Annotated in this window: 30 protein-coding genes; 13 read left to right on the top strand and 17 right to left on the bottom strand. The window is 57.4% G+C overall.

What is annotated here, in order from left to right; genetic code table 11:
• Positions 1-63: 63 nt before the first annotated feature.
• A complete protein-coding gene (locus SK53_RS13390; protein WP_003862452.1) occupies positions 64-777 on the bottom strand; it encodes a DUF554 domain-containing protein in 714 nt (237 codons plus the stop codon).
• Positions 778-958: 181 nt separating this feature from the next.
• On the opposite strand from SK53_RS13390, the gene SK53_RS13385 reads away from it, so the two are divergent.
• Positions 959-3,094 (top strand): ornithine decarboxylase, encoded by a 2,136-nt coding sequence (locus SK53_RS13385; protein ID WP_003862450.1) that lies wholly within the window; start codon positions 959-961, stop codon positions 3,092-3,094.
• A 93-nt stretch (positions 3,095-3,187) separates the two neighbouring features.
• Here the strand turns inward: SK53_RS13385 and SK53_RS13380 are convergent, their stop codons facing one another.
• Positions 3,188-3,880 carry a response regulator gene (locus SK53_RS13380; protein ID WP_003862448.1) on the bottom strand — a complete coding sequence of 231 codons (693 nt, stop codon included), beginning with the start codon at positions 3,878-3,880 and terminating at the stop codon, positions 3,188-3,190.
• Positions 3,870-5,507: an ATP-binding protein gene (locus tag SK53_RS13375; protein ID WP_003862446.1), complete on the bottom strand. Its 1,638-nt coding sequence runs from the start codon at positions 5,505-5,507 to the stop codon at positions 3,870-3,872. Before SK53_RS13375 ends, SK53_RS13380 begins: the two co-directional genes overlap by 11 nt.
• A gap of 345 nt (positions 5,508-5,852) precedes the next feature.
• Between SK53_RS13375 and SK53_RS13370 the strand changes: the two genes are divergently transcribed.
• Genes SK53_RS13370 through citG form a run of 8 tightly spaced genes read left to right on the top strand, consistent with a single transcriptional unit; the run spans position 5,853 to position 13,164 of the window.
• Positions 5,853-7,214 (top strand): 2-hydroxycarboxylate transporter family protein, encoded by a 1,362-nt coding sequence (locus tag SK53_RS13370; protein WP_022651841.1) that lies wholly within the window; start codon positions 5,853-5,855, stop codon positions 7,212-7,214.
• Between the two features lie 17 nt (positions 7,215-7,231).
• Positions 7,232-8,095 (top strand): fumarylacetoacetate hydrolase family protein, encoded by an 864-nt coding sequence (locus SK53_RS13365; protein ID WP_023314832.1) that lies wholly within the window; start codon positions 7,232-7,234, stop codon positions 8,093-8,095.
• A 13-nt stretch (positions 8,096-8,108) separates the two neighbouring features.
• Entirely contained in the window at positions 8,109-9,131 is a 1,023-nt protein-coding gene (gene citC / locus SK53_RS13360) for a [citrate (pro-3S)-lyase] ligase (protein WP_047053914.1), read from the top strand.
• A 16-nt stretch (positions 9,132-9,147) separates the two neighbouring features.
• Positions 9,148-9,441 carry a citrate lyase acyl carrier protein gene (gene citD, locus SK53_RS13355; RefSeq protein WP_010435508.1) on the top strand — a complete coding sequence of 98 codons (294 nt, stop codon included), beginning with the start codon at positions 9,148-9,150 and terminating at the stop codon, positions 9,439-9,441.
• Positions 9,438-10,313, top strand: a complete 876-nt coding sequence (gene citE, locus SK53_RS13350) for a citrate (pro-3S)-lyase subunit beta (protein ID WP_003862436.1) — start codon at positions 9,438-9,440, stop codon at positions 10,311-10,313. The genes citD and citE overlap by 4 nt, the downstream gene beginning before the upstream one ends.
• A gap of 10 nt (positions 10,314-10,323) precedes the next feature.
• Positions 10,324-11,847: a citrate lyase subunit alpha gene (citF, locus tag SK53_RS13345; RefSeq protein ID WP_047654200.1), complete on the top strand. Its 1,524-nt coding sequence runs from the start codon at positions 10,324-10,326 to the stop codon at positions 11,845-11,847.
• Positions 11,844-12,383, top strand: a complete 540-nt coding sequence (citX, locus tag SK53_RS13340; protein WP_047654199.1) for a citrate lyase holo-[acyl-carrier protein] synthase — start codon at positions 11,844-11,846, stop codon at positions 12,381-12,383. The genes citF and citX overlap by 4 nt, the downstream gene beginning before the upstream one ends.
• On the top strand, positions 12,361-13,164 hold the full coding sequence (gene citG, locus SK53_RS13335) for a triphosphoribosyl-dephospho-CoA synthase CitG (protein ID WP_048209591.1): 804 nt from the start codon (positions 12,361-12,363) through the stop codon (positions 13,162-13,164). Before citX ends, citG begins: the two co-directional genes overlap by 23 nt.
• Before the next feature lie 79 nt (positions 13,165-13,243).
• Here citG and SK53_RS13330 read toward each other — a convergent pair whose 3' ends face one another.
• The 4 genes from SK53_RS13330 to mutY form a co-directional block, all read right to left on the bottom strand.
• Positions 13,244-14,500: a nucleoside permease gene (locus tag SK53_RS13330; RefSeq protein ID WP_003862429.1), complete on the bottom strand. Its 1,257-nt coding sequence runs from the start codon at positions 14,498-14,500 to the stop codon at positions 13,244-13,246.
• Positions 14,501-14,792: 292 nt separating this feature from the next.
• A complete protein-coding gene (gene mltC / locus SK53_RS13325) occupies positions 14,793-15,869 on the bottom strand; it encodes a membrane-bound lytic murein transglycosylase MltC (RefSeq protein ID WP_003862427.1) in 1,077 nt (358 codons plus the stop codon).
• Between the two features lie 124 nt (positions 15,870-15,993).
• Positions 15,994-16,266: an oxidative damage protection protein gene (locus tag SK53_RS13320; RefSeq protein WP_003862425.1), complete on the bottom strand. Its 273-nt coding sequence runs from the start codon at positions 16,264-16,266 to the stop codon at positions 15,994-15,996.
• A 26-nt stretch (positions 16,267-16,292) separates the two neighbouring features.
• Complete coding sequence (gene mutY / locus SK53_RS13315; protein ID WP_023314826.1) at positions 16,293-17,345, bottom strand: A/G-specific adenine glycosylase; 1,053 nt, start codon at positions 17,343-17,345, stop codon at positions 16,293-16,295.
• 144 nt (positions 17,346-17,489) lie between these two features.
• Between mutY and trmB the strand changes: the two genes are divergently transcribed.
• Genes trmB through SK53_RS13300 form a run of 3 tightly spaced genes read left to right on the top strand, consistent with a single transcriptional unit; the run spans position 17,490 to position 19,309 of the window.
• On the top strand, positions 17,490-18,209 hold the full coding sequence (trmB, locus tag SK53_RS13310; protein ID WP_048209590.1) for a tRNA (guanosine(46)-N7)-methyltransferase TrmB: 720 nt from the start codon (positions 17,490-17,492) through the stop codon (positions 18,207-18,209).
• Positions 18,209-18,535: a YggL family protein gene (locus SK53_RS13305; RefSeq protein WP_003862421.1), complete on the top strand. Its 327-nt coding sequence runs from the start codon at positions 18,209-18,211 to the stop codon at positions 18,533-18,535. Before trmB ends, SK53_RS13305 begins: the two co-directional genes overlap by 1 nt.
• A 57-nt stretch (positions 18,536-18,592) precedes the next feature.
• Positions 18,593-19,309, top strand: a complete 717-nt coding sequence (locus SK53_RS13300) for a YggN family protein (protein WP_003862419.1) — start codon at positions 18,593-18,595, stop codon at positions 19,307-19,309.
• Between the two features lie 66 nt (positions 19,310-19,375).
• Here SK53_RS13300 and SK53_RS13295 read toward each other — a convergent pair whose 3' ends face one another.
• The 6 genes from SK53_RS13295 to SK53_RS13270 are packed head-to-tail and all read right to left on the bottom strand — an operon-like array spanning position 19,376 to position 23,115.
• A complete protein-coding gene (locus SK53_RS13295) occupies positions 19,376-19,738 on the bottom strand; it encodes an endonuclease domain-containing protein (protein WP_022651832.1) in 363 nt (120 codons plus the stop codon).
• Positions 19,739-19,794: 56 nt separating this feature from the next.
• Positions 19,795-20,943, bottom strand: a complete 1,149-nt coding sequence (gene hemW, locus SK53_RS13290) for a radical SAM family heme chaperone HemW (protein WP_045332868.1) — start codon at positions 20,941-20,943, stop codon at positions 19,795-19,797.
• Positions 20,936-21,529, bottom strand: coding sequence for an XTP/dITP diphosphatase (locus SK53_RS13285; RefSeq protein WP_022651831.1), 594 nt, complete (start codon positions 21,527-21,529; stop codon positions 20,936-20,938). Before SK53_RS13285 ends, hemW begins: the two co-directional genes overlap by 8 nt.
• A 3-nt stretch (positions 21,530-21,532) precedes the next feature.
• The gene (gene yggU / locus SK53_RS13280) at positions 21,533-21,829 is read right to left on the bottom strand and encodes a DUF167 family protein YggU (RefSeq protein WP_003860023.1); all 297 of its coding nucleotides are present in this window, start codon (positions 21,827-21,829) and stop codon (positions 21,533-21,535) included.
• Positions 21,826-22,392 carry a YggT family protein gene (locus tag SK53_RS13275; RefSeq protein ID WP_003860024.1) on the bottom strand — a complete coding sequence of 189 codons (567 nt, stop codon included), beginning with the start codon at positions 22,390-22,392 and terminating at the stop codon, positions 21,826-21,828. The genes yggU and SK53_RS13275 overlap by 4 nt, the downstream gene beginning before the upstream one ends.
• Positions 22,393-22,413: 21 nt before the next feature.
• The gene (locus tag SK53_RS13270; RefSeq protein WP_047654196.1) at positions 22,414-23,115 is read right to left on the bottom strand and encodes a YggS family pyridoxal phosphate-dependent enzyme; all 702 of its coding nucleotides are present in this window, start codon (positions 23,113-23,115) and stop codon (positions 22,414-22,416) included.
• Positions 23,116-23,132: 17 nt separating this feature from the next.
• Here SK53_RS13270 and SK53_RS13265 point away from each other — a divergent pair, with 17 nt between their 5' ends.
• Positions 23,133-24,113 carry a type IV pilus twitching motility protein PilT gene (locus tag SK53_RS13265; RefSeq protein WP_045332866.1) on the top strand — a complete coding sequence of 327 codons (981 nt, stop codon included), beginning with the start codon at positions 23,133-23,135 and terminating at the stop codon, positions 24,111-24,113.
• A gap of 10 nt (positions 24,114-24,123) precedes the next feature.
• Here SK53_RS13265 and ruvX read toward each other — a convergent pair whose 3' ends face one another.
• The 4 genes from ruvX to rsmE form a co-directional block, all read right to left on the bottom strand.
• On the bottom strand, positions 24,124-24,540 hold the full coding sequence (ruvX, locus tag SK53_RS13260; protein ID WP_003860030.1) for a Holliday junction resolvase RuvX: 417 nt from the start codon (positions 24,538-24,540) through the stop codon (positions 24,124-24,126).
• The gene (locus tag SK53_RS13255) at positions 24,540-25,100 is read right to left on the bottom strand and encodes a YqgE/AlgH family protein (protein WP_003860031.1); all 561 of its coding nucleotides are present in this window, start codon (positions 25,098-25,100) and stop codon (positions 24,540-24,542) included. Before SK53_RS13255 ends, ruvX begins: the two co-directional genes overlap by 1 nt.
• Before the next feature lie 74 nt (positions 25,101-25,174).
• The gene (gene gshB, locus SK53_RS13250; RefSeq protein WP_048209588.1) at positions 25,175-26,122 is read right to left on the bottom strand and encodes a glutathione synthase; all 948 of its coding nucleotides are present in this window, start codon (positions 26,120-26,122) and stop codon (positions 25,175-25,177) included.
• A 31-nt stretch (positions 26,123-26,153) separates the two neighbouring features.
• Positions 26,154-26,885, bottom strand: a complete 732-nt coding sequence (gene rsmE, locus SK53_RS13245; RefSeq protein WP_003860033.1) for a 16S rRNA (uracil(1498)-N(3))-methyltransferase — start codon at positions 26,883-26,885, stop codon at positions 26,154-26,156.
• Positions 26,886-26,906: the final 21 nt, after the last annotated feature.

Genomic DNA, 26,906 nt, shown 5'->3' with positions numbered 1-26,906 from the left:
GCGTCAACGAAATTTATTGCTTTCGGTGCAGACTGCACACTCTCTCACCATTTCGTCGCAAACTTAAGCGAAAAAGTGCGTCCAGAGCGCGGATAGCGGCATCGCGAGCAGGAGGGCAGGGAGCATGTTCACCACTGCAAACATCTTAATGCCACAGATTCGCAGCCCTGTCGCCAGCAGCAACAGGCCGCCGACGGCGGTAAAGTCTGCCATCATCGCTGGTGTTGTCAGCGGCAGGATCAGCGTGGCGCAGGTGGCCAGCGCCAGTTGAATAAGCAACATCGGCACGCAAATCGCGGCGACGGCGATGCCGAGGGTGGTGGCAAAGATGGTGGCAGTAAAGAAATCCAGAAACGCTTTCGCAATCAATATGCTGGGATCGCCGGTCATCCCTTCCTGCATCGAACCGAATATCCCCGTGCCGCTGGCGCAGAACAGAATAATGATCGCAACGTAGTTTTGAATAAACGACTCGTGCGTGCCGTGCTTCGCCTTGCCCGGTCGGGCAATCAGATTTTTGGCTTTGCCTACCGCGTGATTGATGCCCTTTTCCAGATAGCAAAATTCGCCGATCAGCGCGCCGAGCAGCGTCGCCAGTACCATCACCGGCAGGTTGGCGCATTTCACCACTAAAAGGATACCAATCCCTAACGACGCCAGGCCAAAAATGGAGGGCATGGAGACGCGAATACGCTCCGGCAACCGCTGGCTTAATACTGCCCCAAGTACACCGCCCAGCAATACGGCTCCCGCATTGATAAAGGGTCCAATTACCACGTTTAACTCCTGTTATTTAAGCACTGGCATTGCATCATTATGGCACGTTCGTCCCTGATTACGCTTAGCTTTGGGAGGCGTAACGCATACTGATTCCTTCTTGCACCTGAAAATAAAAGGTGACATGATTGCGCGAATTTTCTCCTTCCTGTCTCACCGCTCGGTGAGGGTATTTGCGCCTATGAAAACCATGAAAATTGCCGTCAGCCGCGAGCTGGTATCCAAAGTTTCTACGCATCGCGAAAAGGTTATGCTGGATAACACTGATTTCACCGATGTGGCGGCAGTCGTCATTACGGTTGTTGAAAGCTACAGCGGCATTCTCGCGTTGCTGAAGCGTACGGGCTTTCAGCTACCGGTATTTATGTTCTCAACAGAGCCAGGAGAGGTGCCAGAGGGTGTCACGGCGATCATCTCGGGTAAAGCACAGGAATTGCTGGAACTGGAATCTGCCGCCTGCCGGTATGAAGAGAACCTGCTGCCACCCTTTTTTGACACCCTGAGCCAGTATGTGGCGATGGGAAACAGCACCTTTGCCTGTCCGGGTCACCAGCACGGCGCCTTTTTCAAAAAACACCCGGCGGGGCGGCAGTTTTACGACTTCTTCGGTGAAAACGTGTTTCGTGCCGATATGTGCAATGCCGACGTGAAGCTCGGTGATTTGCTGATCCACGAAGGTTCTGCCAAGCACGCGCAAAAGTTCGCGGCGAAAGTGTTCAACGCGGATAAAACCTACTTCGTGCTGAACGGCACGTCGGCGGCCAATAAAGTGGTGACCAATGCGCTGCTGACTCGTGGCGATCTGGTGCTGTTCGATCGTAACAACCACAAGTCCAACCATCATGGGGCGCTGATCCAGGCCGGGGCAACGCCTGTCTATCTTGAGGCAGCCCGTAATCCGTTTGGTTTTATCGGCGGGATTGATGAGCACTGCTTTGATGAGGCCTGGCTGCGGGAACTGATCCGTGACGTCGCGCCGCAGAAAGCCGCCGAGGCGCGCCCGTTCCGTCTGGCGATCATTCAGCTCGGCACCTACGATGGCACGATCTACAACGCCCGTCAGGTGATCGACAAGATCGGGCACCTTTGCGACTACATCCTCTTTGACTCCGCCTGGGTCGGCTACGAGCAATTTATCCCGATGATGGCGGAAACGTCTCCGCTTCTGCTGGAACTGAACGAGAACGATCCGGGAATTTTCGTGACCCAGTCGGTCCACAAGCAGCAGGCCGGGTTCTCACAAACGTCGCAGATCCATAAAAAGGATAACCATATTCGCGGTCAGTCGCGCTTCTGCCCGCACAAGCGGCTGAACAACGCGTTCATGCTGCATGCCTCCACCAGCCCGTTTTACCCGCTGTTTGCGGCGCTGGACGTGAACGCCAAGATCCACGAGGGCGAAAGCGGACGCAGGCTGTGGGCGGAGTGTGTCGAGTTGGGCATTGAAGCGCGCAAGGCCATCATCGCTAACTGCCATATGATCAAACCGTTTATCCCACCGGTGGTGGCGGGGCGGCCATGGCAGGATCACCCCACGCAGGCCATCGCCAGCGAACGTCGCTTCTTTAGTTTTGAACCGGGTGCAAAATGGCACGGTTTTGAAGGCTATGCCCGCGAGCAGTATTTCGTCGATCCGTGCAAGCTGCTGCTGACCACGCCGGGCATTGATGCTGAAACAGGGCACTATACCGATTTCGGCATTCCGGCGACCATTCTCGCCCACTACCTGCGCGAGAACGGCATTGTGCCGGAGAAGTGCGATCTCAACTCCATCCTGTTCCTGCTGACGCCAGCCGAGAGCGCGGAGAAGCTGATGCAGCTGGTGGCGATGCTGGGGCAGTTTGAACAGCATATTGAAGACGACACACCGCTCGCGGATGTGCTTCCGACCATCTATCAGAAATACCCGGTGCGTTACCGCGACTATACGATCCGTCAGCTATGCCAGGAGATGCACGATCTCTACGTCAGCTTTAACGTGAAGGATTTACAGAAGGCGATGTTCCGTCAGGAGAGCCTGCCTGCCGTGGTGATGAACCCCCAGGATGCCAACCAGGAGTACATTCGCGGGAACGTCGAACTGGTGCGTATTCGTGACGCCGAAGGACGCATTGCCGCCGAAGGTGCGCTGCCATACCCGCCGGGCGTGCTGTGCGTGGTGCCGGGGGAAGTCTGGGGTGGAGCAGTACAGCGCTACTTCCTGGCACTGGAAGAGGGCATTAATATGCTGCCGGGTTTCTCCCCAGAGTTGCAGGGCGTTTACAGCGAGAAGGATGCGGACGGGATTAAGCGGCTGTATGGGTACGTATTGAAGTAGGGACCCTCACCCTCTCCCCAAAGGGGAGAGGGGATTGCACGGAGCCGTCTTTTCACCCTCGCCCCTTTGGGGAGAGGGCCGGGGTGAGGGGAGTTAAGTCGCACTACGCCTGTACATCCTTCTCGGATGTCCAATCTTACCGTACAGCATCTCCACCGTCAGAAAACCCACCTCCACGCAGTGTTCCAGATAGCGCCGGGTGGTGGTTTTACTCAGGCCCGTCTCGCTCACCACCTCATCCACCGTAAAACAGTGCGCCGCCTTGTTGTTAAACAGCATTTGCACCCGCGCCAGCGTGTTCTCCTCTATCCCTTTGCTGCCGTTGTCCAGACGATAGTTTTTCGCCTGTAACTGATAGAGTGAATCCACGTTCTGCTGGTCGACAATCTTCCAGACGCGCTGCTGTTCGGCAAACTGCACAAAACGCTCCAGCGACTGGCTGAGCCGCTTCCAGGAGACCGGCTTAAGGATATAGTCGAACGCGCCGTTACGAATGGCCTGGCTACAGGTGTCCATATCGCTGGCGGCGGTGATGAAAATCACCGAGCAGTTGGCGCGGGTGAGCATCGGGTTGCTGATAAGGGTGATGCCTTTGCCGTCCGGCAGGTAGTTATCCAGCAGCATCAGCTTCGGCTGTTTGCTCTCCAGTTGTACCTGCGCGTCGGCCAGCGACGCGGCAATCCCCACCAGCCTCAGACGCGGATGTTTACCGATAAGCTCCGCGTGCAGTTGCGCCAGTTCGTTCTCGTCTTCAACAATCAGTACGTCGATAAGTTCATGTTGCATAGTCGGTATCTTCCAGTTCCTGTACGGGGTGCCGGGCCGTTCCCGTGGCGGGAATAAACAGTGAGAAAATGGCACCGCGTGGGGTGTTATCGGCAACTTCAATTGCACCGCCAGCCTGTGTGACATAGCTTTCAATCAGATACAGGCCAATACCATGATCGCCGCGCGTTTTGGTGGTGATGCCGCGCTCAAAGATCCGGTCGCGGATCTCCGGTGTGATGCCGACGCCCTGGTCGGCGACTTCAATAATCAGTTCCTGCTCGTTCAGCTTTATCAGCACGTCCACCGGGGCATGCGGGAGCGGTGCACGCTGGGTCGCTTCAATGGCGTTATCCAGCAAGTTCCCGATGATCGAGATAAGTTCCGATTCGAGCAGCGGCAGGAACGGTTTATCCACCCGGCAGGCCGGATCGAAACTCAGCTCAACGCCTTTTTCACGCGCGCGGGCGGCCTTTCCAAGCAGCAAACCACACAGCGTCGGAGAGCTAAAGCGGGACGAGATAAAGTCCAGCAGCTCCTGAGCGTGTTCCGACTGCGCCTGTATGTAGCGAATTGCTTCGTCATAACGGCCCATATGCAGCAGGCCGGACAGCGTAGTCATGCGGTTCAGCTGTTCATGGCGCATGATGCGCAGGTTATCAACGTAGCGCTTCACCTGGCTGAGCTGGGCGCTGAGCGAGTCGATCTCGTTGCGATCGCGAAAGGTGATCACCCAGCCCTGCAATGCATCTTCCAGCATTATCCGCACCCGGCTGGCAATGACCGTGAGATCGTTAAAGCGACAGATCTCATCGTGGGTGTCTTTCGCAAGCATGGTTTGCGCATTGAAGAACGGGACGGGCGCGATCACCTGGCTGATGAGTTGACCCCGCAGTTCGCGGGCGGGCTGGCGTAAGCCTAATAATTTACGCGCCGCCTGGTTGATCACCTCAATGCGGAGATCGTCATCGATGGCAATCACCCCTTCATAAATGGATTCCATCATCGCCTTTTGCTGGCGCACCAGCAGGCCGATTTCGCGCGGCTCCAGAGAGAATATCTGCTTCTTGATGCTGCGGGTGAAGAACCAGGAGAAAATAAACAGGGCGATAAGCAGCAGCACGGCGGCAATCAGGATATTAACCACCTTGCTGACGGTGATGGTGTCCAGATAGCTTGTGAGATAGCCTACCGAAACAATCCCCACCACCTGCCCGGCATCATTAAAAATGGGCGCTTTGCTGCGCAGTGAAATGCCTAACCCGCCCTTGCGGATGGTGATGGTACTTTTGCCGTGTAATACCTCGTCGTTATCTCCGCCAACCAGCGTTTTGCCTACCCGGTCGGCAAACACGGAGTGGAAAAGATGCAGCCCCTTATTGTCACCAATCACAATAAAACTGGCGTCGCTGCGGGCGGCTATTTTCTGCATAAAGTCATGGATGCCCTGGATATCCTTTTGTTCGACTTCTTTTCGCAGGGTTGGAATAAGCGCAATTTCTTCAGCCTGTATTTTTGCGCGCGCGCTCATTTCCTGATAAAGCTGCCTGCCGACATCGACATAATAATATCCGCCCAGTAATGCGAACAGCACTGAGAAAAAGGCGACCAGCGAAATAAACAGCTTGATCTGAAACGATACTTTCATAACTATCACGCGAGATATCAACAGGTCGGCTGAATATATCATCTTTTAAGGCCAGGATGCCCGCTTTGCCGAAAACTTGTGATCCCTTGCACAGCGCAGCCTGTAAAAGATTTTTCCGAAAGTCTCATCCTCTTAAGGTTAAATGAATAAATGTTATTTCTTTGTTCAGTTAAGAAAAGAAACCATAAAAACCACGGCAATAAATAAGGCATAAATCACATTAAATAAAAGAAACCATTAAAACCATAGTGTCCATTAAAACTTCGCTTTTAATATGCCATCCCTCACATAAAGTAAGCCTTTGTGACTCTAAGCTGAACGCACAAAATAACTAAGGGGCTTATTATGAGCACAACTGACGATTCATTCTCTGTTACCCACGACCCGATTGATATTCAGCGGCCATCGCTCAAAGAGCGCTGGTGGCATATTATGGATACCTGGAAAATCGGCATTATACCTCTGCCGCTGTTCGTTCTGGCGGGCGCGCTGATTGCGATTGATTGCCTGGGCGGAAAACTACCGAGCGACATTGTGGTCATGGTGGCCACGCTGGCCTTCTTCGGCTTTGCCTGCGGTGAGTTCGGCAAACGCCTGCCGATTGTCGGCAAGCTCGGCGCGGCGGCAATTTGCGCCACCTTTATCCCTTCCGCGCTGGTCTATTACGGCCTGCTGCCGGATGTAGTAGTGGAATCCACCACTAAGTTCTATAAATCCACCAACATTCTTTATCTCTATATTTGCTGCATTATCGTCGGCAGCATCATGAGTATGAACCGCACCGTGCTGATCCAGGGCTTCCTGCGCATCTTCTTCCCGATGCTGTGCGGTGAAATCGTCGGCATGATTGTCGGCATGGGTGTTGGGCTGGCGCTGGGCCTCGAGCCGTTCCAGATCTTCTTCTTTATCATTCTGCCGATCATGGCGGGCGGCGTCGGGGAAGGGGCAATCCCGCTTTCCATCGGCTATGCCACCCTGTTGCATATGGATCAGGGCGTGGCGCTCGGCCGCGTACTGCCGATGGTGATGCTCGGCGGCCTGACGGCGATCATTATCTCCGGTTGCCTCAACCAGCTCGGGAAACGCTACCCGCACCTGACCGGTGAAGGCCAGCTGATGCCGAATCGCGCCAATGCCGATGCCACTGTCTCTCAGCCTGCGTTCTCCGGCAAAGCGGACGTGACGACCATCGCCTCCGGCGCGCTGCTGGCGGTGCTGCTGTACATGCTGGGCATGCTCGGTCACAAGCTGATTGGTCTGCCTGCGCCGGTCGGCATGCTGTTTATGGCGGTGCTGGTGAAGCTCTGCAACGGTGCCTCTCCGCGTCTGCTGGAGGGCTCTCAGGTGGTGTACAAATTCTTCCAGACCTCTGTGACCTACCCGATTCTCTTTGCCGTTGGCGTAGCCATCACCCCATGGCATGAACTGGTGGCCGCCTTCACGCTGACCAACCTGCTGGTGATTATCAGCACCGTCTCCGCGCTGGTGGCAACCGGGTTCTTCGTCGGCAAAAAGATTGGTATGCACCCGATTGATGTCGCCATCGTCTCCTGCTGCCAGAGCGGCCAGGGCGGTACTGGTGACGTGGCGATCCTGACCGCAGGCAACCGCATGAGCCTGATGCCGTTCGCCCAGATTGCTACCCGTATCGGCGGGGCGATTAACGTCTCCATCTCTCTGCTGATTCTGGGCAACTTCCTCGTTTAAGTTTTCAGGAAAGAACAATGAAACTCGCAAGCTTTTTATACCAGGGAAAACGCAGCTACGGCATCGTTCAGGCCGACGGCGTGATTGATTTAGGCCGCCGCCTCGGCGACCGCTATGGCGACCTTAAAGCGCTGTTGCAGGGGAACGGGCTGGCGCAGGCCACCCGATTCCTGAACGACGCGGTGGATGTACCGCTGAACGCCATCACCTTCTTACCGGTGATTGTCCAGCCGGAAAAAATCCTCTGCGTGGGCATGAACTACGCCGACAAGCGCAAGGAGTTTGACCAGCACAACCCGGCCCCGACGCTGTTTGTCCGCTTCCCGGACTCACAGACCGGCCACAACGAGCCGGTGCTGAAGCCGCGCCACTCCAGCGAATTCGACTACGAAGGCGAGCTGGCGGTGATCATCGGCAAAGGCGGGGAGAACATCAGCCGCGACGACGCCCTGCGCCACGTGGCGGGCTACAGCTGTTACATGGACGGCTCCGCCCGCGACTGGCAGCACACCTGGTTCACCGCCGGGAAAAACTGGCGGCAGACCGGGGCGTTCGGCCCGTGGATGGCGACGGCGGATGAGATCCCCGATCCGCACCAACTGGCAATCCGCACCTGGCTGAACGGCCGCATGGTGCAGGAAGACAACACCAGCAGCATGATCCACAAGGTGGCGGAGCTGATCGAGTACATCAGCACCTTCACCCGTCTCAGCCCGGGCGACGTGATCATCACCGGCTCACCTGGCGGCGTGGGTAAAAAGCGCAACCCGCCGCTGTTTATGAAGGAGGGGGATCGCATTGAGGTGGAGATCGAGCATATCGGTCATCTGAGCAACGTGATCGTGGAAGCGCCAGCCGTCGGGCTCGCGGCAGCGCACTGAGTAAGGCGGCAGCATGCAATCGCAACCCATTGATTTTCGGCACACCGTTGTGGCGGAACACCCGGAACGCTTAAGCCAGATCCGCTACCTGCTGGCAGACAGCGGCCTTGGCCTGGACAACGACATCACGCTGTTTGTCGAAGCCTGGTCCGGCGCGCAGCTGGTGGGTTGCGCCGGGCTGGCTGCCAACGTCATCAAATGCGTGGCGGTCAACGAGCAGCTTCGTGGGGAAAACCTCAGTGCGCGTCTGCTGGCAGAGGTGGAAAATGCGGCGCTGGAGCGCGGCCATTTTCACCTCTTCCTCTGCACCCGGCCGTGCAACCGGGAGCGCTTTGCCCGCAGCGGCTTCTGGCCTATCGCCCAGAGCGGGAACAACGCGGTGCTGATGGAGAACACCCCGCAGGGGATCGCGCGCTACTGCCGTTCCCTGCGCGCGAAGCGCAAGTGCGGGGAGAACATTGGCGCCATCGTGATGAACGCCAATCCGTTCACCCTCGGCCACCGCCATCTGGTGGAGCAGGCGGCGCAGCGGTGCGATGCCCTGCATCTGTTCGTGGTGCGTGAAGACGCATCGTTCTTCCCGTTCAGCGCGCGTCTGGAGATGGTGCGGGCGGGCGTGGCGCATCTGCCGAACGTGGTGGTGCATGAAGGCTCGCAGTACATCATCTCTCGCGCCACCTTTCCGGCCTACTTCCTGAAGGAGACCGGCAAGGTGCAGCAGGCGTGGAGCGAGATCGACGTGCTGATCTTCCGGGACTTCATCGCCCCGGCGCTCGGCATCACGCACCGCTTCATCGGCTCGGAGCCGTTCTGCGACATCACCCGCCAGTACAACCAGACGCTGCACGACCTGCTGGCCTCGCATATCGAGGTGGTTGAAATGCCGCGCATCAAGGCCACCGGTAACGCCATATCGGCGTCCGAAGTGCGCCGCTTACTGAAGACACAGCAGTTTTCCCGGATCCGGGAGATTGTCCCGGACTCCACCTTCGCGCACCTCGAAACGCATTACCGTGCGAGTGCCGAAGTCGCTTAACTACCAGGAATTTATCATGAATATTGTAAGGGAGGCGCTGGCCGGAACGCAGGAGTCCAGCGACCTGATGGTGAAAATCGCCCCCGCTCACGGTGAGCTGGAGATCGTCATCCACAGCGAAGTGATTAAGCAGTTTGGCGAGCAGATTCGCCAGGTGGTCAACGACACATTGCGCGCCATGAACGTGCACCAGGGATTAATCATTATTGAAGACAAAGGGGCGCTGGACTGTGTTATTCGCGCCCGCCTGCAAAGCGCGCTGATGCGTGCCGCCGATGAACAGGCCATCAACTGGGGGGCGCTGAAATGAGCAAACTCCGCCGCAGTATGCTGTTCCTGCCAGGCGCCAATGCCGCCATGCTCTCTACCGCCTTTATCTACCGTCCCGACTCCATCATGTTTGACCTTGAGGACGCCGTGGCCCTGCGCGAGAAAGACACCGCACGCATGCTGGTGTTCCACGCGTTGCAGCACCCGATGTATCAGGATATCGAAACCGTGGTGCGTATTAACCCGCTGAGCACGCCGTTTGGCCTGCTGGATCTGGAGGCCGCCGTGCGCGCGGGCGTGGACGTGATACGCCTGCCGAAAACCGACACCCCGGACGATATTTACGAGCTGGAAGGCCACCTCGAGCGTATCGAGCAGGCGTGCGGCCGCGAGGTGGGTTCCACCCGCGTGATGGCGGCGATTGAATCGGCCATTGGCGTCATCAACGCCGTGGCGATTGCCCGCAGCTCTCCGCGCCTCATCGGCATTGCGCTGGCCGCCTTTGACTACGTGATGGACATGCAGACCGAGCGCGGCGACGGCACCGAGCTGTTCTACGCCCGCTGCGCCGTGCTGCACGCCGCCCGCGCGGCAGGCATCGACGCCTTCGACGTGGTGTGGTCAGACGTTAACGACGAGGCCGGGTTCCTGCGCGAAGTCGATCTGATCCGCAAGATGGGCTTTAACGGCAAATCGCTGATTAACCCGCGCCAGATAGACCTGCTGCACAACGCCTACGCCCCGACACGGGAAGAAGTGGAACACGCGAAACGGGTGATTGAGGCGGCAGAAGAGGGCGAGCGTAACGGCCTGGGCGTGGTGTCGCTCAACGGCAAAATGGTGGATGCACCGATTATTAACCACGCGCAGGTGGTGCTGGAGCGCGCGGCGGCCTCCGGCGTGCGTCGGTAAGGATGACATAATGAATCAGACAGAACTTCTCCATATGAATTTCCCCCATCTGCGGGATCTGAAACCCTTTGATACCGCCCACAGCGCGACGCCGTGGCTGGCGGACAGCGAGGCGAAGCACAGCCGCAAGCTCTGCGCCTCTATTGAAGAGGCGGTTAAGCGCTGCGGCTTGCAGGACGGGATGACCATCTCCTTCCACCACGCCTTTCGCGAAGGCGACCGGGTGATCAACACCGTCGTGGCGCTGCTGGCGCGGATGGGCCTCAAAAATCTGACCCTGGCTTCCAGCTCGCTGATGACCTGCAACGACGCGCTGATCGAGCATATCGAAAGCGGCGTCATCACCCGGATTTACACCTCCGGCATGCGCGGCAGGCTGGCGGATGCCATCTCTCACGGGCTGATGGACGAGCCGGTACAAATTCACTCCCACGGCGGGCGCGTGAAGCTACTCCAGGACGGCGAACTGAACATCGACGTGGCGTTTCTCGGCGTGCCGTGCAGCGATGAGTTTGGCAACGCCAACGGCACGCACGGCAAATCGTGCTGCGGCTCGCTGGGCTACGCGATGGTGGACGCGCAGTTTGCCCGCAAGGTGGTGCTGCTGACCGAAGCGCTGGTGCCGTTCCCCAATATGCCCGCCAGCCTGGTGCAGGATCAGGTGGACTACATCGTGCAGGTGGAGAGCGTGGGCGACCCGGCGAAAATCAGCGTCGGCGCAGCGCGCGTCACCAGCAACCCGCGCGAGCTGATGATTGCCCGCTATGCGGCGGACGTGATTGAACACTCCGGCTACTTCAAACCGGGCTTCTCGATGCAGACCGGCTCCGGCGCGGCGGCCACGGCCTGCACTCGCTTTATGGAAGAGAAGATGGAGCGCAGCGGCGTGAAGGCGCGCTTTGCGCTCGGCGGCATCACCGGCAGCCTGGTGGATCTGCACGAGAAGGGGCTCATCGAAAAGCTGCTCGATACCCAGTGTTTTGACGGTCAGGCGGCGGCCTCGCTGGCGCGTAACCCGAACCACGTGGAGATCTCCACCAACGTCTACGCCAACCCCGGCAGCAAGGCGGCAAGCTGCGACCAGCTCGACGTGGTGATCCTCAGCGCCCTGGAAATCGACGTCGACTTTAACGTCAATGTCATCACCGGCTCCGATGGCGTGATGCGTGGCGCATCCGGCGGACACTGCGACGTGGCGGCGGCAGCCAACCTGACCATTGTGGTCGCGCCGCTGCTGCGAAGCCGCATCCCGACCGTCGTGAAGCGCGTTACCACTCGCCTCACGCCGGGGGAGAGCATTGACGTGCTGGTCACCGACCACGGTATTGCGGTCAACCCGGCGCGCCCGGAGATCCGCGAACGACTCATGGAAGCAGGGATGAAGGTTGTAGATATCAACGCGCTGTATGAGCGAGCGATTTCGTTGACAGGCGTACCGAAACCGATTGAGTTCACCGACAAAATCGTCGGGGTGATCCGCTACCGCGACGGCAGCGTGATCGACACTGTGCGACAGGTGAAGGAGGAAGTATGACTTTTGCGACACCCGTGCGGGCGGGTGTCAGCCTGGAGGAACTGCTGGCGGCGAAAGAGCGCCGCGCAGCCCGTCAGGCTGACTGGCTTACGCACTATCAACAACCGGTGATCTCCCTCACGCTGGTCACGCCCGGGCAAATCAAAGACAGCCTGCGCTATCGCAACACCATGGGCGTGGCGTTACAGATGTGCGACCAGCTGCTGTGGGAAAACCGCTGGCAGGTGCTGGACCGCCAGGTGCTCTGGCTACCCACCGGACCTGAAGCATTGTGGTGCGTCGCGCATCCGGCGGCGGAAATCAAAGCGCACTGTGCGGAACTGGAGCAGACGCACCCGCTCGGCAGACTGTGGGACCTGGATGTGATCTGTCCTCAGCATGGCCACGTCGGACGCCAGTCGCTGGGGGCAAACCTCAGGCGCTGCCTGATCTGCGACGAGCCCGCCCACGCCTGCTCCCGTTCGCGGCGCCATCCCGTTGAGCAGGTAGTTTCCCGCGTGGAGAAGACGATCGATGACTGGTTTGCTCGCGACTAAACCGCGCCCGATTGATGTGCCCGCGCTTGCCGAAGCGGCACTGTGGCAGGAGCTGGAGCTGACGCCCAAGCCGGGGCTGGTGGACAGGCTCAATAACGGCTCGCATCGGGATATGGACCATGCCTTGTTTGTCCGCAGCATTATGGCGATTACGCCGTGGTTTGCCCGGTTTGCGGAACTGGGTGAAGCACATGCGGCCAAACCTGCCGATCGGCAGTTGCGGATTCTCCGCCCAATGGGAATGGCCTGCGAGCAGGCAATGTACGCCGCCACGGGCGGGGTAAATACCCACAAGGGCGGTATTTTTGCTCTTGGTTTGCTCTGCTTCGCCGCCGGTCGTGTGAAAAATATCTCTGCGGATAGCCTCTGTTGTGAGGTAAGTAACATCTGTCGCGGGCTGGTGGCGCGGGAGCTGGCCGGGCGCAGCGGGCAGGCAACGGCGGGGGAGCGGCAGTTTCAGCATTACGGCTTAACCGGGGCGCGAGGCGAGGCGGAGAGCGGCTTTGCGACGGTGCGTAAGGCGCTGGGGCAGTGGAACGGACAGTTGCTTCACGACCTGCTGTTGCGCCTGATGGCGGTCAATCAGGACAGTAATCTCGTGTCACGCGGCGGCATTCAGGGGCTGCGCTATGTTCAGGGCTACGCGCGGGAACTGCTGGCTAACGGCTGGGATCGCGAGGCGTTGCTTAAGATGGATAAGGCACTGATTGAACGAAACCTGAGTCCGGGCGGCAGCGCGGATTTGCTGTCGGTGGGGTGGGTGCTCTCTGCAATAAAATAGCCGGGTGGCGGCTTCGCCTTACCCGGCCTACGGTCTGGTTTTGTAAGCCCGGTAAGCGCAGCGCCACCGGGCACAACAATCAATGCGCGATCGGCTGCGCACCATTCGGCACGCGAACATGCTTGTACTTGAACAGCGCGATGAACGCGAAGAACAGCACCAGCGAGTACCCGGCGAAGATCAGCCACACCGGCTGCCAGTCTGTAATACCGTTGGTGGTATACATCTCAACCACTTTACCGCTCACCACGCCGCCCAGAATACAACCGAAGCCGTTGGTCATCATCAGGAACATGCCCTGCGCACTGGCGCGGATTTCAGGCTTCACCTCTTTTTCCACAAACACCGAGCCGGAGATGTTGAAGAAGTCGAAGGCACAGCCGTAAACAATCATCGACAGAACCAGCAGCACGGTGCCGAACGCGCTTGGGTCGCCATAGGCGAACAGACCGAAGCGCAACATCCAGGCGGCGATACTGATCAGCATGACGTTCTTGATACCGTAGCGGCTCAGGAAGAACGGGATGGTCAGGATGAACAGCGTCTCGGAGATCTGCGAGATGGACATCATCACCGACGCGTGTTCGACGATAAAGCTCCCGGCAAACAGCGGATCGTTATCGAAGCTGTGCAGGAAGGTATTACCGAACATGTTGGTGATTTGCAGTTCCGCGCCCAGCAGCATGGAGAAGATAAAGAAGATCGCCATGCGCTTGTTTTTGAACAGTGCGAAGGCGTCCAGGCCAAGCATGGTGCTCCAGCTCTGGTTTTTCTGCTGGTTAGACACCGGAATGGTGGGCAGCGTCAGGGTGAACAGCGCCAGCAGCACGGAGAGCGCGGCACCAATATACAGCTGCATATGGCTCAGCTCGAAGCCCGCGAAGCTCACGCCCCACATCGCCATGATAAAGCCGATGGTGCCCCAGATACGGATAGGCGGGAAGTCGGTGACGATATCCAGTCCGGCAGATTTCAGGCGGTAGTAGGAGATGGTGTTGATCAGGCCAAGCGTTGGCATATACGCCAGCGAGTTAAGCAGGATCACCATAAACATCGCCCCCGGCGTGGTCACTTCGGCCGCCATAAACAGCGTCCCCGCACCCACCAGATGGCAAAGCATGTATAGCCATTTCGCACTTAACCATTTATCCGCCACGATACCGAGCAGCGTTGGCATGAAAACAGCCGCAATGCCCAGCGAGCTGTAAACGGCACCGATCGACGCACCATCGAACTTGAGCGTCACAAACATATAGGAGCCGAGTGTAGTCAGCCAGCTACCCCACAGGCAGAACTGCAGAAACGACAAGATTTTAAGCTGCAGCTTAAGGTTCATGTTACTTTCCTCACAAGTGAGCGGGAGATATGTTGTTATAGGAACATTCAGGGTTGTTATTTGATGCAATTCTATCAGTTGGCAACGTTATGTTTTGTTACCTCCCGCAAAAAAATGCAATCCACATTAATTTGCAGTCTGGATTGTGATGCAAATAGCATTTTCGTATGGGTGGGGTGGAGTGAGTGCGGCCTGATGCCCCCTCACCCTAACCCTCTCCCCAAAGGGGAGAGGGAACTTGAACACCCTCTCCCCTTTGGGGAGAGGGCAGGGTGAGGGATGGTGTTGGTTTTTAGCGGCGACGATAGTTCTTCTGCGCCGTATTCACCTTATACAGATAGCGGCGGGATTCCGCAGACGGGTGGCGGGTGGTGAGGGTAGCGTACACATCCCCCGGCGCCATGCTGTTGATGATGTTTGCGGCCTGCACTTTGTCATTTGAGAAGACGCGCAGCACGCTGCCCGCCCCGCCGTTGTAGGCGGTGATCACCGCATAGCGACGTGAGGTTGGGTTATCAATCCCGCCGAGATAGACATTGTTCAGCATCGCCAGATAGGCCGTGCCGGTATCAATGTTGCTCTGCGGGTCAAACAGGTAGCTGCGGCTCGGCGTGCCGGATTTCCCCTGCGCGCGGAACACGTCTTTACCGGCGCTGTGCTGCACAACCTGCATCAGCCCCAGCGCGTCGGAACGGCTTACCGCGTAGGGGTTGAACGAGGACTCGGTCTGCATAATCGCCAGGATCAGCGACTCATCCACGCCATACTTACGCGACGCCTGACGCACCATGCCCAGATACTTATGCGCACGCTTGTCGAGGTGGTTCGGCACCAGGTTGATGGTGACGCTGTAGATCACTTTCAGGCCGTTGGTACGGCTTTTCAGGCGCGTTTGCAGCAGATAGTCGGCAAATTTCGTGGCGCGGCCTTCCCAGCGGATCGGCTGACCGGTCTGGTCAACGACCTGGCCATACAGGAACGGCTCTTTGGAGATGGTGATGTCATCGGCATCAGAGTAGAGGTCGATAGACCCCGGATCGTCGCCCATCAGCAGGGTTTTAATGATGGCCTGACGTAAATGCGCCGCAGGTTCAGTCCCCGCGATGGTTTCAACCGTAATCGTACCGTCATCAAAGTTGATGTGGCTACGGGTCTGATAGGCGTCGGTGTACTTAACGTAGTCCTTCGGTCCGGCAATAAGAACTTCGTTAAATCCCCATATGTTCTCGATGTTGTGGGCAAACTGCCCCATCAAAATGTCAAAACCGTTGGTGTCCTTGACCCAGGCTTCGTTGTATTCATCGCCTTTTTTGGAAGAACAAGACACAAGCAACGGCGCAACAAGGGCTAGCGCTAAAAGTTTTTTCATCATTCCGGGAGTGCGTGTTGTGTTTGCTTTGGGGTTGCTGTTGCCGGGTGGCGCTGCGCTTACCCGACCTACAAAACCGTAGGCCCGTGCAAGCGCAGCGCAGCCGGGCAGCAGCTGCGCGTTATTATTTTTCCGGTGGCGTATAGCCTTCGATGTGGACGTCTTTACCCTCGAACAGGAAGTTCACCATCTCCTGCTCCAGCAGTTTGCGGTGTTCCGGGTTCATCATGCTGAGCTTTTTCTCGTTGATCAGCATGGTCTGTTTTTTCTGCCACTGTCCCCAGGCTTCTTTGGAGATCTCGTTGTAAATGCGCTTACCCAGGTCGCCCGGGTAGAGCTGGAAATCCTGGCCTTCAGCGTCGCGCTGTAGGAAAGTACAAAAAATGGTTCTAGCCATACTCATTCCTCTTTGTCTTGCCGATGCTAAACCATTGCACCGACACGTAATTGCTGTAACAGGCGCTCCACGGGAGCCGCCAGCCCGACTGATGGCGGTTGCGCTAAGTTATACCAGAGAGCGGTGCCTTCATCCATGCACGACGTGAATGAGGACACGGGAAGCCACATCGGCACAATGTCCAGATGGAAATGGCTGAAGGTATGACGGAACGCGTTGAGTTGCGTCAGGGTTTCGGCCGCAATGCCGCGCTGTTCAAGCCATGCCCGAAGCGAGGCTTCATCCTCAAACTGTGGGAAGCAGTATAGACCACCCCACAGGCCACTCGGCGGGCGCTGAGCGAGAAACACCTCGTCGCCATGCTGCATCAGCAGCATGTACCCGGTGCGTTCAGGCAGCGTCTGCTTCGGTTTTTTCCCCGGATACTGCGCCCAGGTGTGGTTCGCATAGGCCACGCAGAGGTTGTTTACCGGGCAGAGTTCGCACTTCGGTTTTGAACGGGTACAGACCATCGCGCCCAGATCCATCATCGCCTGGTTAAAACGCTCCACCCCTTTCGCCGGAGTGACCGCTTCACTTATCTCCCACAGGCGTTTCTCAACCTCTTTCTTACCCGGCCAGCCATCTACGGCGTAGCAGCGTGCGAGCACGCGCTTGACGTTGCCGTCGAGAATAGGGAAATGTTTGCCTAAAGAGAGGGAGAGGATTGCGCCTGCGGTCGAACGCCCGACGCCGGGCAAATCCGCCACCTCGTCGAAGGTTTCCGGGAATTTACCGTTGTGGCGCGTCGCGACCTGCTGTGCGGCCTTGTGCAGGTTGCGCGCGCGGGCGTAATAGCCAAGCCCGGTCCACAGGTGCAGCACCTCGTCCAACGGGGCGTTCGCCAGATCGGTGACTGTCGGGAAGCGCGCCATAAAACGCTCGAAGTAAGGAATGACCGTCGCGACCTGCGTTTGTTGCAACATCACCTCGGAGAGCCATACTTTGTACGGCGTTTTTTCAATTTGCCAGGGCAGGGTTTTACGCCCGTATTTGTCGTACCAGTCCAGCACCTGGGCTGAAAATTGAGAGGCTTGCATGGTCATCGATTCGCTTAATCAGGGACGCAGATTGCAGCACAGCGTCAATCTGCTGTAAACCGGATCTTTCCCATGCTTGCATAGAAGCCTTAACTTTGGATAATGCCCGTTTCCCGAACATTCTCACAAGCAGACAACTCTTTTATGAAAAACGACGTCATTTCACCGGAATTTGATGAAAACGGTCGCCCGCTGCGCCGTATTCGCAGCTTTGTCCGCCGTCAGGGGCGCCTGACAAAAGGTCAGCAACACGCGCTGGACAACTACTGGCCGGTGATGGGCGTTGAGTTCAGCGAGCAACCGCTCGACTTCACCGACCTGTTTGGCCGCGACGCGCCAGTGACCCTGGAGATCGGCTTTGGTATGGGCACCTCGCTGGTCACTATGGCGAAAGCGCGCCCGGAGCAGAACTTCCTCGGTATTGAAGTACATTCGCCGGGCGTCGGCGCATGCCTGGCAACGGCCCATGAAGAGGGCGTTGAGAACCTGCGCGTCATGTGTCACGACGCGGTGGAAGTGCTGCACAAAATGATTCCTGACAATTCTTTGAACATGGTTCAGCTCTTTTTCCCTGACCCATGGCACAAAGCGCGTCATAATAAACGCCGTATCGTTCAGGCACCGTTTGCCGAGCTGGTGAAAAGTAAGCTCAAGCTGGGCGGCGTTTTCCACATGGCAACCGACTGGGAACCTTATGCGGAACATATGCTGGAAGTGATGTCGTCCCTGAACGGGTATAAAAATCAGTCTGAAAGCAACGACTACGTACCGCGTCCGGATTCACGTCCGGTGACAAAATTTGAACAGCGTGGCCATCGTCTTGGTCACGGCGTATGGGACTTAATGTTCGAGAGGGTGAAATAATGGCAAAGAATCGTAGCCGTCGTCTGCGTAAAAAGATGCACATCGAAGAATTCCAGGAAGTGGGTTTCTCCGTTGCCTGGCGTTTCCCGGAAGGCACCAGCGTTGAGCAGATCGATCAGGACGTTGATGCGTTCATCAACGAGGTGATCGAGCCAAACAAGCTGGCCTTCGACGGTAGCGGCTATCTGGCGTGGGAAGGTCTGATTTGCACCCAGGAAGTGGGGAAATGCACCGAAGAGCATCAGGCGCTGGTACGCAAATGGCTTGAAGACCACAAACTGGAAGATGTCCGCGTTAGCGAACTTTTCGACGTTTGGTGGGACTAATAAAGCAAGAACGGGGCCAGCATTAGCTGGCCCATTTTGTCTGAGGGAGTGTTTAAGATGCGCAAAACGTTGCTGGCTGTTGCTTTACTGGCAATCGGATCCACCGCCCATGCGGAGTATAAATGTAGCGTCACCCCGCGTGATGACGTGGTGCTGAGTCCGCAAACCGTGCAGGTTAAGGGCGAGAATGGCAATCTGGTGATTACGCCGGATGGCAACGTGACCTTTAACGGCAAACCGCAAAACCTGACGGCCGCCCAGCGCGAGCAGGCGATGGACTACCAGGCCGAGTTGCGTACCGCGCTGCCCTGGATCAACGATGGCGCGCTGACCCGCGTTGAAAAGAGCCGCGTGGCGCTGGATAAAATCATCACCAAAGAGGTGGGGGAGAGCAGCAATATGCGCACCCGCCTGACGAAGCTGGATAAGCAGCTGAAAGAGCAGATGAACCGTATTATCGAGACGCGCTCTGATGGCCTTACGTTCCATTATAAGGCGATCGATCAGGTGCGTGCCGACGGTCAGCAACTGGTGAACCAGGCGATGGGCGGCATTCTCCAGGACAGCATCAACGAGATGGGCGCCAAAGCGGTGCTGAAGGGTGGCGGTAATCCTTTGCAGGGTGTACTGGGTAGTCTGGGCGGACTGCAAACCTCGATTCAGAACGAGTGGAAGAATCAGGAAGCCGATTTCCAGCAGTTCGGCAAAGACGTGTGTAAGCGCGTGGTGTCGCTGGAAGACAGCCGGAAGGCGCTGGTGGGGACGTTGAAGTAATTCACTTAGCCCCTCACCCTAACCCTCTCCCCAAAGGGGCGAGGGGATGTTTGCCCCCTCTCCCTTTCAGGGAGAGGGCCGGGGTGAGGGTTGCAGCGCTTGCAGCGTTTCAAGGATCCTTTCTAACACCGCCTCTTCGTTATTCCAGAGTTCGTTGTTCCAGAATCGAATGACGTGCCAGTCCTTATGGTTTAACCACAATGTCCTTTGTCGATCGTATTCCTGATTTTCATCATGTTGTCCGCCATCCAGCTCAACGGCCAGCCGAGCCGCGCAACAGGCGAAATCCAGAATGTAGTTACCTACCGGGTGCTGTCGGCGAAATTTATAATTTTCGAAACGGCGGCTGCGCAGTAAATACCAAAGCCGTCTTTCTTCCTGTGTCAGCTCGCGTCTGAGCTGCTTTGCGTATGAACGTATTGTTTCCATCCCCACACTCTGCCAGCCTTTCCCTCAGCCAGCAGAACGGGATGTAAAATTCTGAATCAGCCTTCAGGATTTTCAGCGAGGAACAACTCAAGAAGGGAGTTCAGGAACAGCTTGCCGTGCTCGGTGATCTGCCAGGACACATCACACTCGGTCAGGTACCCCTGCGCCAGCGCCTCGTCAATCTGCGGGCGAATCACTGACTCCGGCAGCCCGGTATAACGCGTAAATTCCGCGCGCGGAGCGGCTTCCAGCAGACGGAAGCGGTTCATAAAGAACTCAAACGGCTTATCCACCGCCTCGACGTCGTGCTGACGCTCCAGGTAGCGGCCTTCCATATACCCGCGTGGATGACGCGTTTTGGCGGTACGCAGAATGCGTCCGTCCGGGAAGGTCACCTTGCCGTGCGCACCGCAGCCAATTCCGAGATAGTCGCCAAAACGCCAGTAGTTCAGATTGTGCTGACACTGATAGCCCGGCTTCGCATACGCCGACGTTTCGTATTGCTGATATCCCGCCGCGGTCAAAAGCTGGTGGCCCTGCTCGAAGATATCCCACAGCGCGTCGTCGTCCGGCAGCACCGGCGGGCGCGAACCAAACAGGGTGTTCGGTTCAATGGTCAACTGATACCACGACAGATGCGGCGGGTTCAGTTCAATCGCCTGACGCAAATCGTCAAGCGCTTCTTCGAGCGACTGATCCGGCAGGCCGTGCATCAGGTCGAGGTTAAAGCTGCGCAGCCCAAGCCCCGTTGCCAGGTTTGCCGCGCGCTTTGCCTCTTCCGGGCCGTGAATGCGCCCCAGACGCTTCAGCTTTGGCTCGCTAAAGCTCTGCACGCCGATAGAGATACGGTTCACGCCCGCACGCTGGTACTCGACAAAACGGTCGGCCTCAACGGTGCCGGGGTTGGCTTCCATCGTAATTTCAGCATCCGCTGCCAGGTTCAGGCGTGCGCGCACACCGTCCAGCAGCGTCTGCATCGCCGGGCCTGAAAGCAGGCTCGGCGTACCGCCACCAATAAAAATGGTCTTCACTTCACGTCCCTGTGCGTACGGTACATCGGCATCCAGATCGGCCAGCAGATGCGCGACGTAATCATCGTGCGGCACTTCACCCTTCAGCGCGTGCGAGTTGAAATCACAGTACGGACATTTCTGCACGCACCATGGGATGTGAATATAAAGACTCAGAGGCGGCAAATTAGCCATTACGCAGTGCTTCCAGTAACAGTTTCAGGGCGCGTCCACGGTGGGAGATCGCGCTTTTCTCTTCGCGGGTGAGTTCCGCAGCGGTTTTGCCCTCGGTCGGGACAAAGAAAATCGGGTCGTAACCAAAGCCGCCGTTGCCCGCCGCTTCACGGGTGATCACGCCCGGCCAGCTGCCGTGACAGACAATCGGCGTGGGATCTTCCGCGTGACGCATGTAGACCAACACGCAGTGGAACTGCGCGGTACGCTGTTCGTCAGGAACGTCTTTCAGGGCCACAAGCAGCTTTTCCAGGTTCTGCTGGTCGGTGGCGTCCGGCCCGGAATAGCGGGCGGAGTAAATCCCCGGCGCACCGCCCAGAAAATCCACGGCCAGACCGGAATCATCGGCAATCGCGGGCAGTCCGGTTACCTGCGCCGCATGGCGCGCTTTCAGAATGGCGTTTTCGATAAACGTCAGGCCGGTCTCTTCGGCGGAGTCCACGCCCAGCTCGGTCTGAGCCACCACGTCCAGCCCAAAATCATTTAATAGCGAGGCCAGCTCGCGCACTTTACCGGCGTTACCGGTGGCGAGAACAACTTTCTGCATGGTTTAGTCCTGTTCTGTCAGAGCCGCGACTTCCGTCGGGATAGATTGCGGGTTAAGGATTTTTACCTGTTTATGCCGGCCAAGTTCACCTTTCTCAATGATGACCTGGCTTTTAGCGACGCGAAACTGTTTAGCCAGATATTTGGTCAGATGCGCATTCGCCTGGCCGTCAACCGGCGGGGCCGTGATGGCGACTTTTAGCTCGTCGCCATGCAGCCCAACAATACTGTCGCGGCTGGCTTTCGGCTGAATGTACAGCCGTAAAACCAGCCCGTCGGCGCAGGGGCTAACTGCACTCATAACGCCATCCACAGCCCCGGCAGCAGCATATTACCCGTCGCCTGTAACAGTTCCGCGATACCCATATTCAGCACGTACAGCAGCAGAACGAGAAGCATCGGTGAGAAGTCGATTCCGCCCATCGCAGGCAGCAGGCTACGAATTGGACGCAGCAACGGTTCTGTCAGCTGAATCAACGCGTACTCCACCGGGCTACGGCCCCGGCTTACCCAGCTCATGATCGCCATCACCAGCAGGACCCAGAAGATCAGCGAGCCGACGGTTTTAACCAGGATCAGAACGGCTGAAATCCAGATAATCGGCTGGAAAGTGATGACCATAAACAGCACGATCGCTTTGATAACGCTCAGAATAAACGCCATCAGCAGAGATGAACTGTCAATCGGCCCCATTGCCGGAATGATGCGGCGAAGCGGCCCCACAATGGGCTGCGTGATTTTCACGATAAATTGTGAGAATGGATTGTAAAAATCACAACGGGCCCACTGCATCCAGACGCGCAACAGCAGCGCCATCGTATACAGTTCAATGACCGTTGAAAGCAGGAAAGTCAACGTCTTCATGGCGTTCCTCAGGTTTCCTTATTATTGGGGGTAATCGCGCGCACCGAAAATTGCTGTGCCGATGCGCACCATGGTGCTGCCTGCCGCGATGGCGGCTTCCATATCATCCGACATGCCCAGAGAAAGCGTGTCTACCGTGTCATAGCGCGCTTTAAGCGCCTCAAATGCTACAGCCATTTGCTGTGCTACGGCAAACTGCCTTTCATAACTTGACTCTGGCGCCGGGATAGCCATCAGCCCGCGCAGGGTTAAGCGCGGCAGCGCCGCCACGTCCGCCGCCAGCGCATCCAGTTCGCTCAGCGTAATGCCGGACTTGCTGTTTTCATCGCTGATGTTGATTTGAATTAGCACGTTAAGCGCTGGCATCTCAATAGGGCGCTGGTCGCTCAAACGGGTAGCGATACGCAGACGATCGATGGTGTGACACCAGTCGAAGTGCTCTGCTACCAGACGGCTTTTGTTCGACTGTAGCGGACCGATAAAGTGCCATTGCAGGTCTGCATTTCCCCGGTCCCGGAAAGCGAGAATCTTATCTACGCCTTCCTGCACATAGTTTTCACCAAAGGCACGATGACCGGCGGCTATCGCTTCTGCGATGGCGCTCGCAGGCTTGGTTTTGCTGACTGCAAGCAACGTAATTTCTTCTGGAGCACGGCCGCAACGTGTTGCCGCGGCTGAGATTTTGTCCCGGACCTGTGCCAGGTTATGCGCAATGTCGTTCATTTTCCGAGGAGTAGTCTATGGATGTGGAAGAAATTGTGGCCCTTAGTGTAAAGCATAACGTCTCCGATCTACACCTGTGCAGTGATTCACCTCCGCGCTGGCGCAGGTCAGGCCGTCTTGAACCTGCGCCGTTTCCGCCCCCGGATGTGGAGGCGTTATTAAAAGCGTGGCTCAACGATGAACAGCAGGGCGCCTGGTGGGCAAATGGGCAGGTTGATTTTGCCGTTACCCTCGCAGACCGTCAGCGGCTGCGCGGCAGTGCGTTTAAGCATATGCACGGCGTTTCGATCGCGCTGCGCCTGTTGCCGCTGACGTGCCCGCAGCTCTCTGCGTTAGGTGTGCCGCGAGCGATCCCGGAGCTTTTGTCCAATGACAATGGCCTGATTCTGGTCACCGGCGCCACCGGCAGTGGGAAATCGACCACCCTGGCCGCGATGGTCGATTTCCTCAATCACCAGACGGACGGGCATATTCTGACCCTGGAAGATCCGGTGGAGTTTATGTACCAGAGTGAACGTTGCCTGATCCAGCAGCGGGAGATAGGCCTGCACAGCCCGTCCTTTGCCGAGGCCCTGCGCAGCGCTCTGCGTGAAGATCCGGATGTGATTCTGCTTGGTGAGCTGCGCGACAGCGAGACGATACGCCTGGCGCTGACGGCGGCGGAAACCGGCCATCTGGTGTTGGCCACGCTGCACACGCGCGGTGCGGCGCAGGCGATCGAGCGCCTGGTCGACACCTTTCCGGCGCAGGAGAAAGATCCGGTGCGTAATCAGCTGGCGGGAAGCCTGCGTGCGGTTCTGGCGCAGAAGCTGCGTCAGGATGTCCAGGGCGGGCGCGTGGCGCTGTATGAGCTGCTGGTGAATACCTCGGCGGCGGCAAACCTGATCCGCGAAGGCAAAACCTGGCAACTGCCGGGCATTATTCAAACGGGGCAGCAGGCGGGGATGCAGAACTTTGAGCAGAGTCTGGCGGAGCGACGGGCGCAGGGGCGGCTGTAGACCCCGGCGCTCAGTAACCCTGGTCGAAATAGCTTTCGAGGATAATGACGGCTGAAGCTGAATCCACGCTGCCTTTGTTCAACGCCCGGAAGCCACCGTGCTCGAACAGGCCAGCGCGTGCCTCGACGGTGCTCAAACGTTCATCGTGCAGCTTAACGGAGACACCAAAGCGGCCATGGATTTTGTTCGCGAACTTGCGCGCGCGGGCGGTAAGCGGCTGCTCGGTGCCGTCCATGTTCAGCGGCAGGCCGACAATCACGTCGTCCGGCTGCCACTCTTTGAGCAAGCGCTCAATAAGGTTCCAGTCCGGCGTGCCGTCGTTAGCTTTCAGCGCCGTGAGCGGGCGGGCGGTGCCGGTGATCCGTTGACCCACAGCGACGCCGATGCTTTTGGTGCCGAAGTCGAAGGCGAGAAGGGTGCCGCTCATTACGCGTGCCCCGCAACGCCAGGCATGGTCAGAATATCAATGCCAATCAGTTTTGCCGCGTCACGCCAGCGATCGGCGATAGGGGTTTTAAACAGGATATTCATATCCGCAGGGGCCGTCAGCCAGGCGTTATCCAGAATTTCTTGTTCCAGCTGCCCTTTTTCCCAGGAGGCGTAACCGAGCGCAACCAGCACCTCAGAAGGCTGACTGGCAGTGCCCAGCGTTTCAAGCACATCGCGAGAGGTGGTGACGACGGTGTTATCGGAGATACGAATGCTGGACGAGAAAACCGGCGGGGTATGCAGGATAAAACCACGATCTTCTGCAAGCGGGCCGCCGAGCATCACCGGTTTATCGAGACGGATTTCCGGCAGCCGCGCTTCAGCAGGGATTTTCAGCTTGTCCAGAATCCCTTCAACCTGAAGGTTTTCCAGCGGCTTATTGATGATAATCCCCATCGCGCCGTCTTCGTTGTATTCACAAATATAGACCACGGCGCGGCGGAAAATCGGATCCTGGAGAGCAGGCATGGCAATAAGAAAGTGATGCTGTAAATTCATTGTCAGAGGTACTGTTTCCTGGTTTAAAAAGCGACAGCGCCCAGTATGGGGATAAACACAGGCGCTGTCACAGGTTATTTCTGTAAACGTTTTTCGATAGCGTCCATCAGCATTCCGGTGACCGAGATCGGGAATTCCGCTTCGATTTCACGAATGCAGGTTGGGCTGGTGACGTTCACTTCGGTCAGACGATCGCCGATGATATCGAGGCCAACGAAGATCAGGCCTTTGGCTTTAAGCGTAGGGCCGACGCGGCGGGCAATTTCCCAGTCGCTTTCGCTTAACGGACGCGGTTCGCCACGGCCGCCAGCCGCCAGGTTGCCACGGGTTTCCCCTCCCTGCGGAATACGCGCCAGGCAGTAAGGCACCGGCTCGCCGTCTACGACCAGCACACGCTTGTCGCCGTCTTTAATGGCCGGCAGATAGTTCTGTGCCATACAGTAGCGGGTTCCCAGCTCGGTCAGCGTTTCGGCAATCACGCCAATGTTCGGATCGCCCTCTTTCACCCGGAAGATCGACGCGCCGCCCATGCCGTCCAGCGGTTTCATGATGATGTCGCCGTGCTTCTGCCAGAATTCTTTCAGCTGCGTTTTGCTGCGGGTGACGAGCGTTTCCGGCGTCAGGTCAGAGAACCATGCGGTATAGAGCTTCTCGTTGCAGTCGCGCAGGCTCTGCGGCTTGTTGACGATCAGCGTGCCTTTCTCTTCGGCACGCTCAAGGATATAGGTGGAATAAATGTATTCGGTGTCGAACGGCGGATCTTTACGCATCAGGATGACGTTGAGGTCGGCCAGGGCAATATCCTGCTCGGTACCGAATTCGTACCATTTTTCGTAGTTCTGCTCGACGTTAACGATGCGGGTGCGTGCGCGGGCTTCACCGTTGATCAGGTAAAGATCGTTCATCTCCATGTAGTGGAGTTCATAGCCGCGACGCTGCGCTTCCAGCAGCATAGCGAAGCTGGAGTCTTTCTTGATGTTAATGTTTGCGATGGGGTCCATCACGATGCCGAGCTTAATCATCTTCTTCTCCGGTTATGGGTCAGGCTTTGCTTCAACCCAGATCGCCAAATCGCACCTGTAGCGCGGTAATGGCGGTGAGTGCCGTTGTCTCAGTGCGCAGAACGCGAGGTCCCAACAGAATATCAGTAAACTGGTAACGCGCCGTCATGGCAATTTCGTCAGCCGACAGGCCGCCTTCCGGGCCAATCAGCAGGCGTACACGCTCAACGGGCAGCGGCAGCGTATTGATGCTGGCGCTGGCGCGCGGATGAAGATTGAGCTTAAGCCCGCTTTCCTCTTCTGCACACCAGTCCTCCAGATCCATCGCCGGGCGGATCTCCGGGATACGGTTGCGGCCGCTCTGTTCGCAGGCCGCAATGGCAATTTTTTGCCACTGCTGGATCTTTTTGTTCAGACGTTCCGCATCCAGTTTAACGCCGCAGCGCTCAGAAAAAAGTGGCGTAATGAGGCTTACACCCAGTTCAATGGATTTCTGAATGGTGAACTCCATCTTTTCCCCACGCGACATCACCTGGCCCAGGTGAATGTGCAGCGGCGATTCCCGGTCATCCACGTCGCCACGCAGCACCTTCACGTGCACGCTTTTTTTATCGGCGCGCGTAATTTCAGCGTCGAAAATCTGATTAGAGCCGTCAAAGAGCTGAATCGCCTGGCCTGCACCCATGCGCAGCACGCGGCCTACATGGTTTGCGGCATCATCAGACAGGGCGATTTCGCCGCCTGGGGTAATCAGTTCAGGGTGATAGATGCGAGGGATGCGCATAGTCAGAAATTCCATGTGTCA

This window comes from Enterobacter sp. MGH119 (genome assembly GCF_001037675.1).
Taxonomy (GTDB): Bacteria; Pseudomonadota; Gammaproteobacteria; order Enterobacterales; family Enterobacteriaceae; genus Enterobacter; species Enterobacter hormaechei_C.
The sequence above is the reverse complement of the archived record's forward strand: the minus strand, read 5'-3'. Positions and strand labels throughout refer to the sequence as shown.

Coding starts and splice junctions, on each gene's coding strand:
- SK53_RS13385 (WP_003862450.1), top strand. CDS start 959: ATGAAAACCATGAAAATTGCCGTCAGCCGCGAGCTGGTATCCAAAGTT.
- SK53_RS13380 (WP_003862448.1), bottom strand. CDS start 3,880: ATGCAACATGAACTTATCGACGTACTGATTGTTGAAGACGAGAACGAA.
- SK53_RS13375 (WP_003862446.1), bottom strand. CDS start 5,507: ATGAAAGTATCGTTTCAGATCAAGCTGTTTATTTCGCTGGTCGCCTTT.
- SK53_RS13370 (WP_022651841.1), top strand. CDS start 5,853: ATGAGCACAACTGACGATTCATTCTCTGTTACCCACGACCCGATTGAT.
- SK53_RS13365 (WP_023314832.1), top strand. CDS start 7,232: ATGAAACTCGCAAGCTTTTTATACCAGGGAAAACGCAGCTACGGCATC.
- citC (WP_047053914.1), top strand. CDS start 8,109: ATGCAATCGCAACCCATTGATTTTCGGCACACCGTTGTGGCGGAACAC.
- citD (WP_010435508.1), top strand. CDS start 9,148: ATGAATATTGTAAGGGAGGCGCTGGCCGGAACGCAGGAGTCCAGCGAC.
- citE (WP_003862436.1), top strand. CDS start 9,438: ATGAGCAAACTCCGCCGCAGTATGCTGTTCCTGCCAGGCGCCAATGCC.
- citF (WP_047654200.1), top strand. CDS start 10,324: ATGAATCAGACAGAACTTCTCCATATGAATTTCCCCCATCTGCGGGAT.
- citX (WP_047654199.1), top strand. CDS start 11,844: ATGACTTTTGCGACACCCGTGCGGGCGGGTGTCAGCCTGGAGGAACTG.
- citG (WP_048209591.1), top strand. CDS start 12,361: ATGACTGGTTTGCTCGCGACTAAACCGCGCCCGATTGATGTGCCCGCG.
- SK53_RS13330 (WP_003862429.1), bottom strand. CDS start 14,500: ATGAACCTTAAGCTGCAGCTTAAAATCTTGTCGTTTCTGCAGTTCTGC.
- mltC (WP_003862427.1), bottom strand. CDS start 15,869: ATGAAAAAACTTTTAGCGCTAGCCCTTGTTGCGCCGTTGCTTGTGTCT.
- SK53_RS13320 (WP_003862425.1), bottom strand. CDS start 16,266: ATGGCTAGAACCATTTTTTGTACTTTCCTACAGCGCGACGCTGAAGGC.
- mutY (WP_023314826.1), bottom strand. CDS start 17,345: ATGCAAGCCTCTCAATTTTCAGCCCAGGTGCTGGACTGGTACGACAAA.
- trmB (WP_048209590.1), top strand. CDS start 17,490: ATGAAAAACGACGTCATTTCACCGGAATTTGATGAAAACGGTCGCCCG.
- SK53_RS13305 (WP_003862421.1), top strand. CDS start 18,209: ATGGCAAAGAATCGTAGCCGTCGTCTGCGTAAAAAGATGCACATCGAA.
- SK53_RS13300 (WP_003862419.1), top strand. CDS start 18,593: ATGCGCAAAACGTTGCTGGCTGTTGCTTTACTGGCAATCGGATCCACC.
- SK53_RS13295 (WP_022651832.1), bottom strand. CDS start 19,738: ATGGAAACAATACGTTCATACGCAAAGCAGCTCAGACGCGAGCTGACA.
- hemW (WP_045332868.1), bottom strand. CDS start 20,943: ATGGCTAATTTGCCGCCTCTGAGTCTTTATATTCACATCCCATGGTGC.
- SK53_RS13285 (WP_022651831.1), bottom strand. CDS start 21,529: ATGCAGAAAGTTGTTCTCGCCACCGGTAACGCCGGTAAAGTGCGCGAG.
- yggU (WP_003860023.1), bottom strand. CDS start 21,829: ATGAGTGCAGTTAGCCCCTGCGCCGACGGGCTGGTTTTACGGCTGTAC.
- SK53_RS13275 (WP_003860024.1), bottom strand. CDS start 22,392: ATGAAGACGTTGACTTTCCTGCTTTCAACGGTCATTGAACTGTATACG.
- SK53_RS13270 (WP_047654196.1), bottom strand. CDS start 23,115: ATGAACGACATTGCGCATAACCTGGCACAGGTCCGGGACAAAATCTCA.
- SK53_RS13265 (WP_045332866.1), top strand. CDS start 23,133: ATGGATGTGGAAGAAATTGTGGCCCTTAGTGTAAAGCATAACGTCTCC.
- ruvX (WP_003860030.1), bottom strand. CDS start 24,540: ATGAGCGGCACCCTTCTCGCCTTCGACTTCGGCACCAAAAGCATCGGC.
- SK53_RS13255 (WP_003860031.1), bottom strand. CDS start 25,100: ATGAATTTACAGCATCACTTTCTTATTGCCATGCCTGCTCTCCAGGAT.
- gshB (WP_048209588.1), bottom strand. CDS start 26,122: ATGATTAAGCTCGGCATCGTGATGGACCCCATCGCAAACATTAACATC.
- rsmE (WP_003860033.1), bottom strand. CDS start 26,885: ATGCGCATCCCTCGCATCTATCACCCTGAACTGATTACCCCAGGCGGC.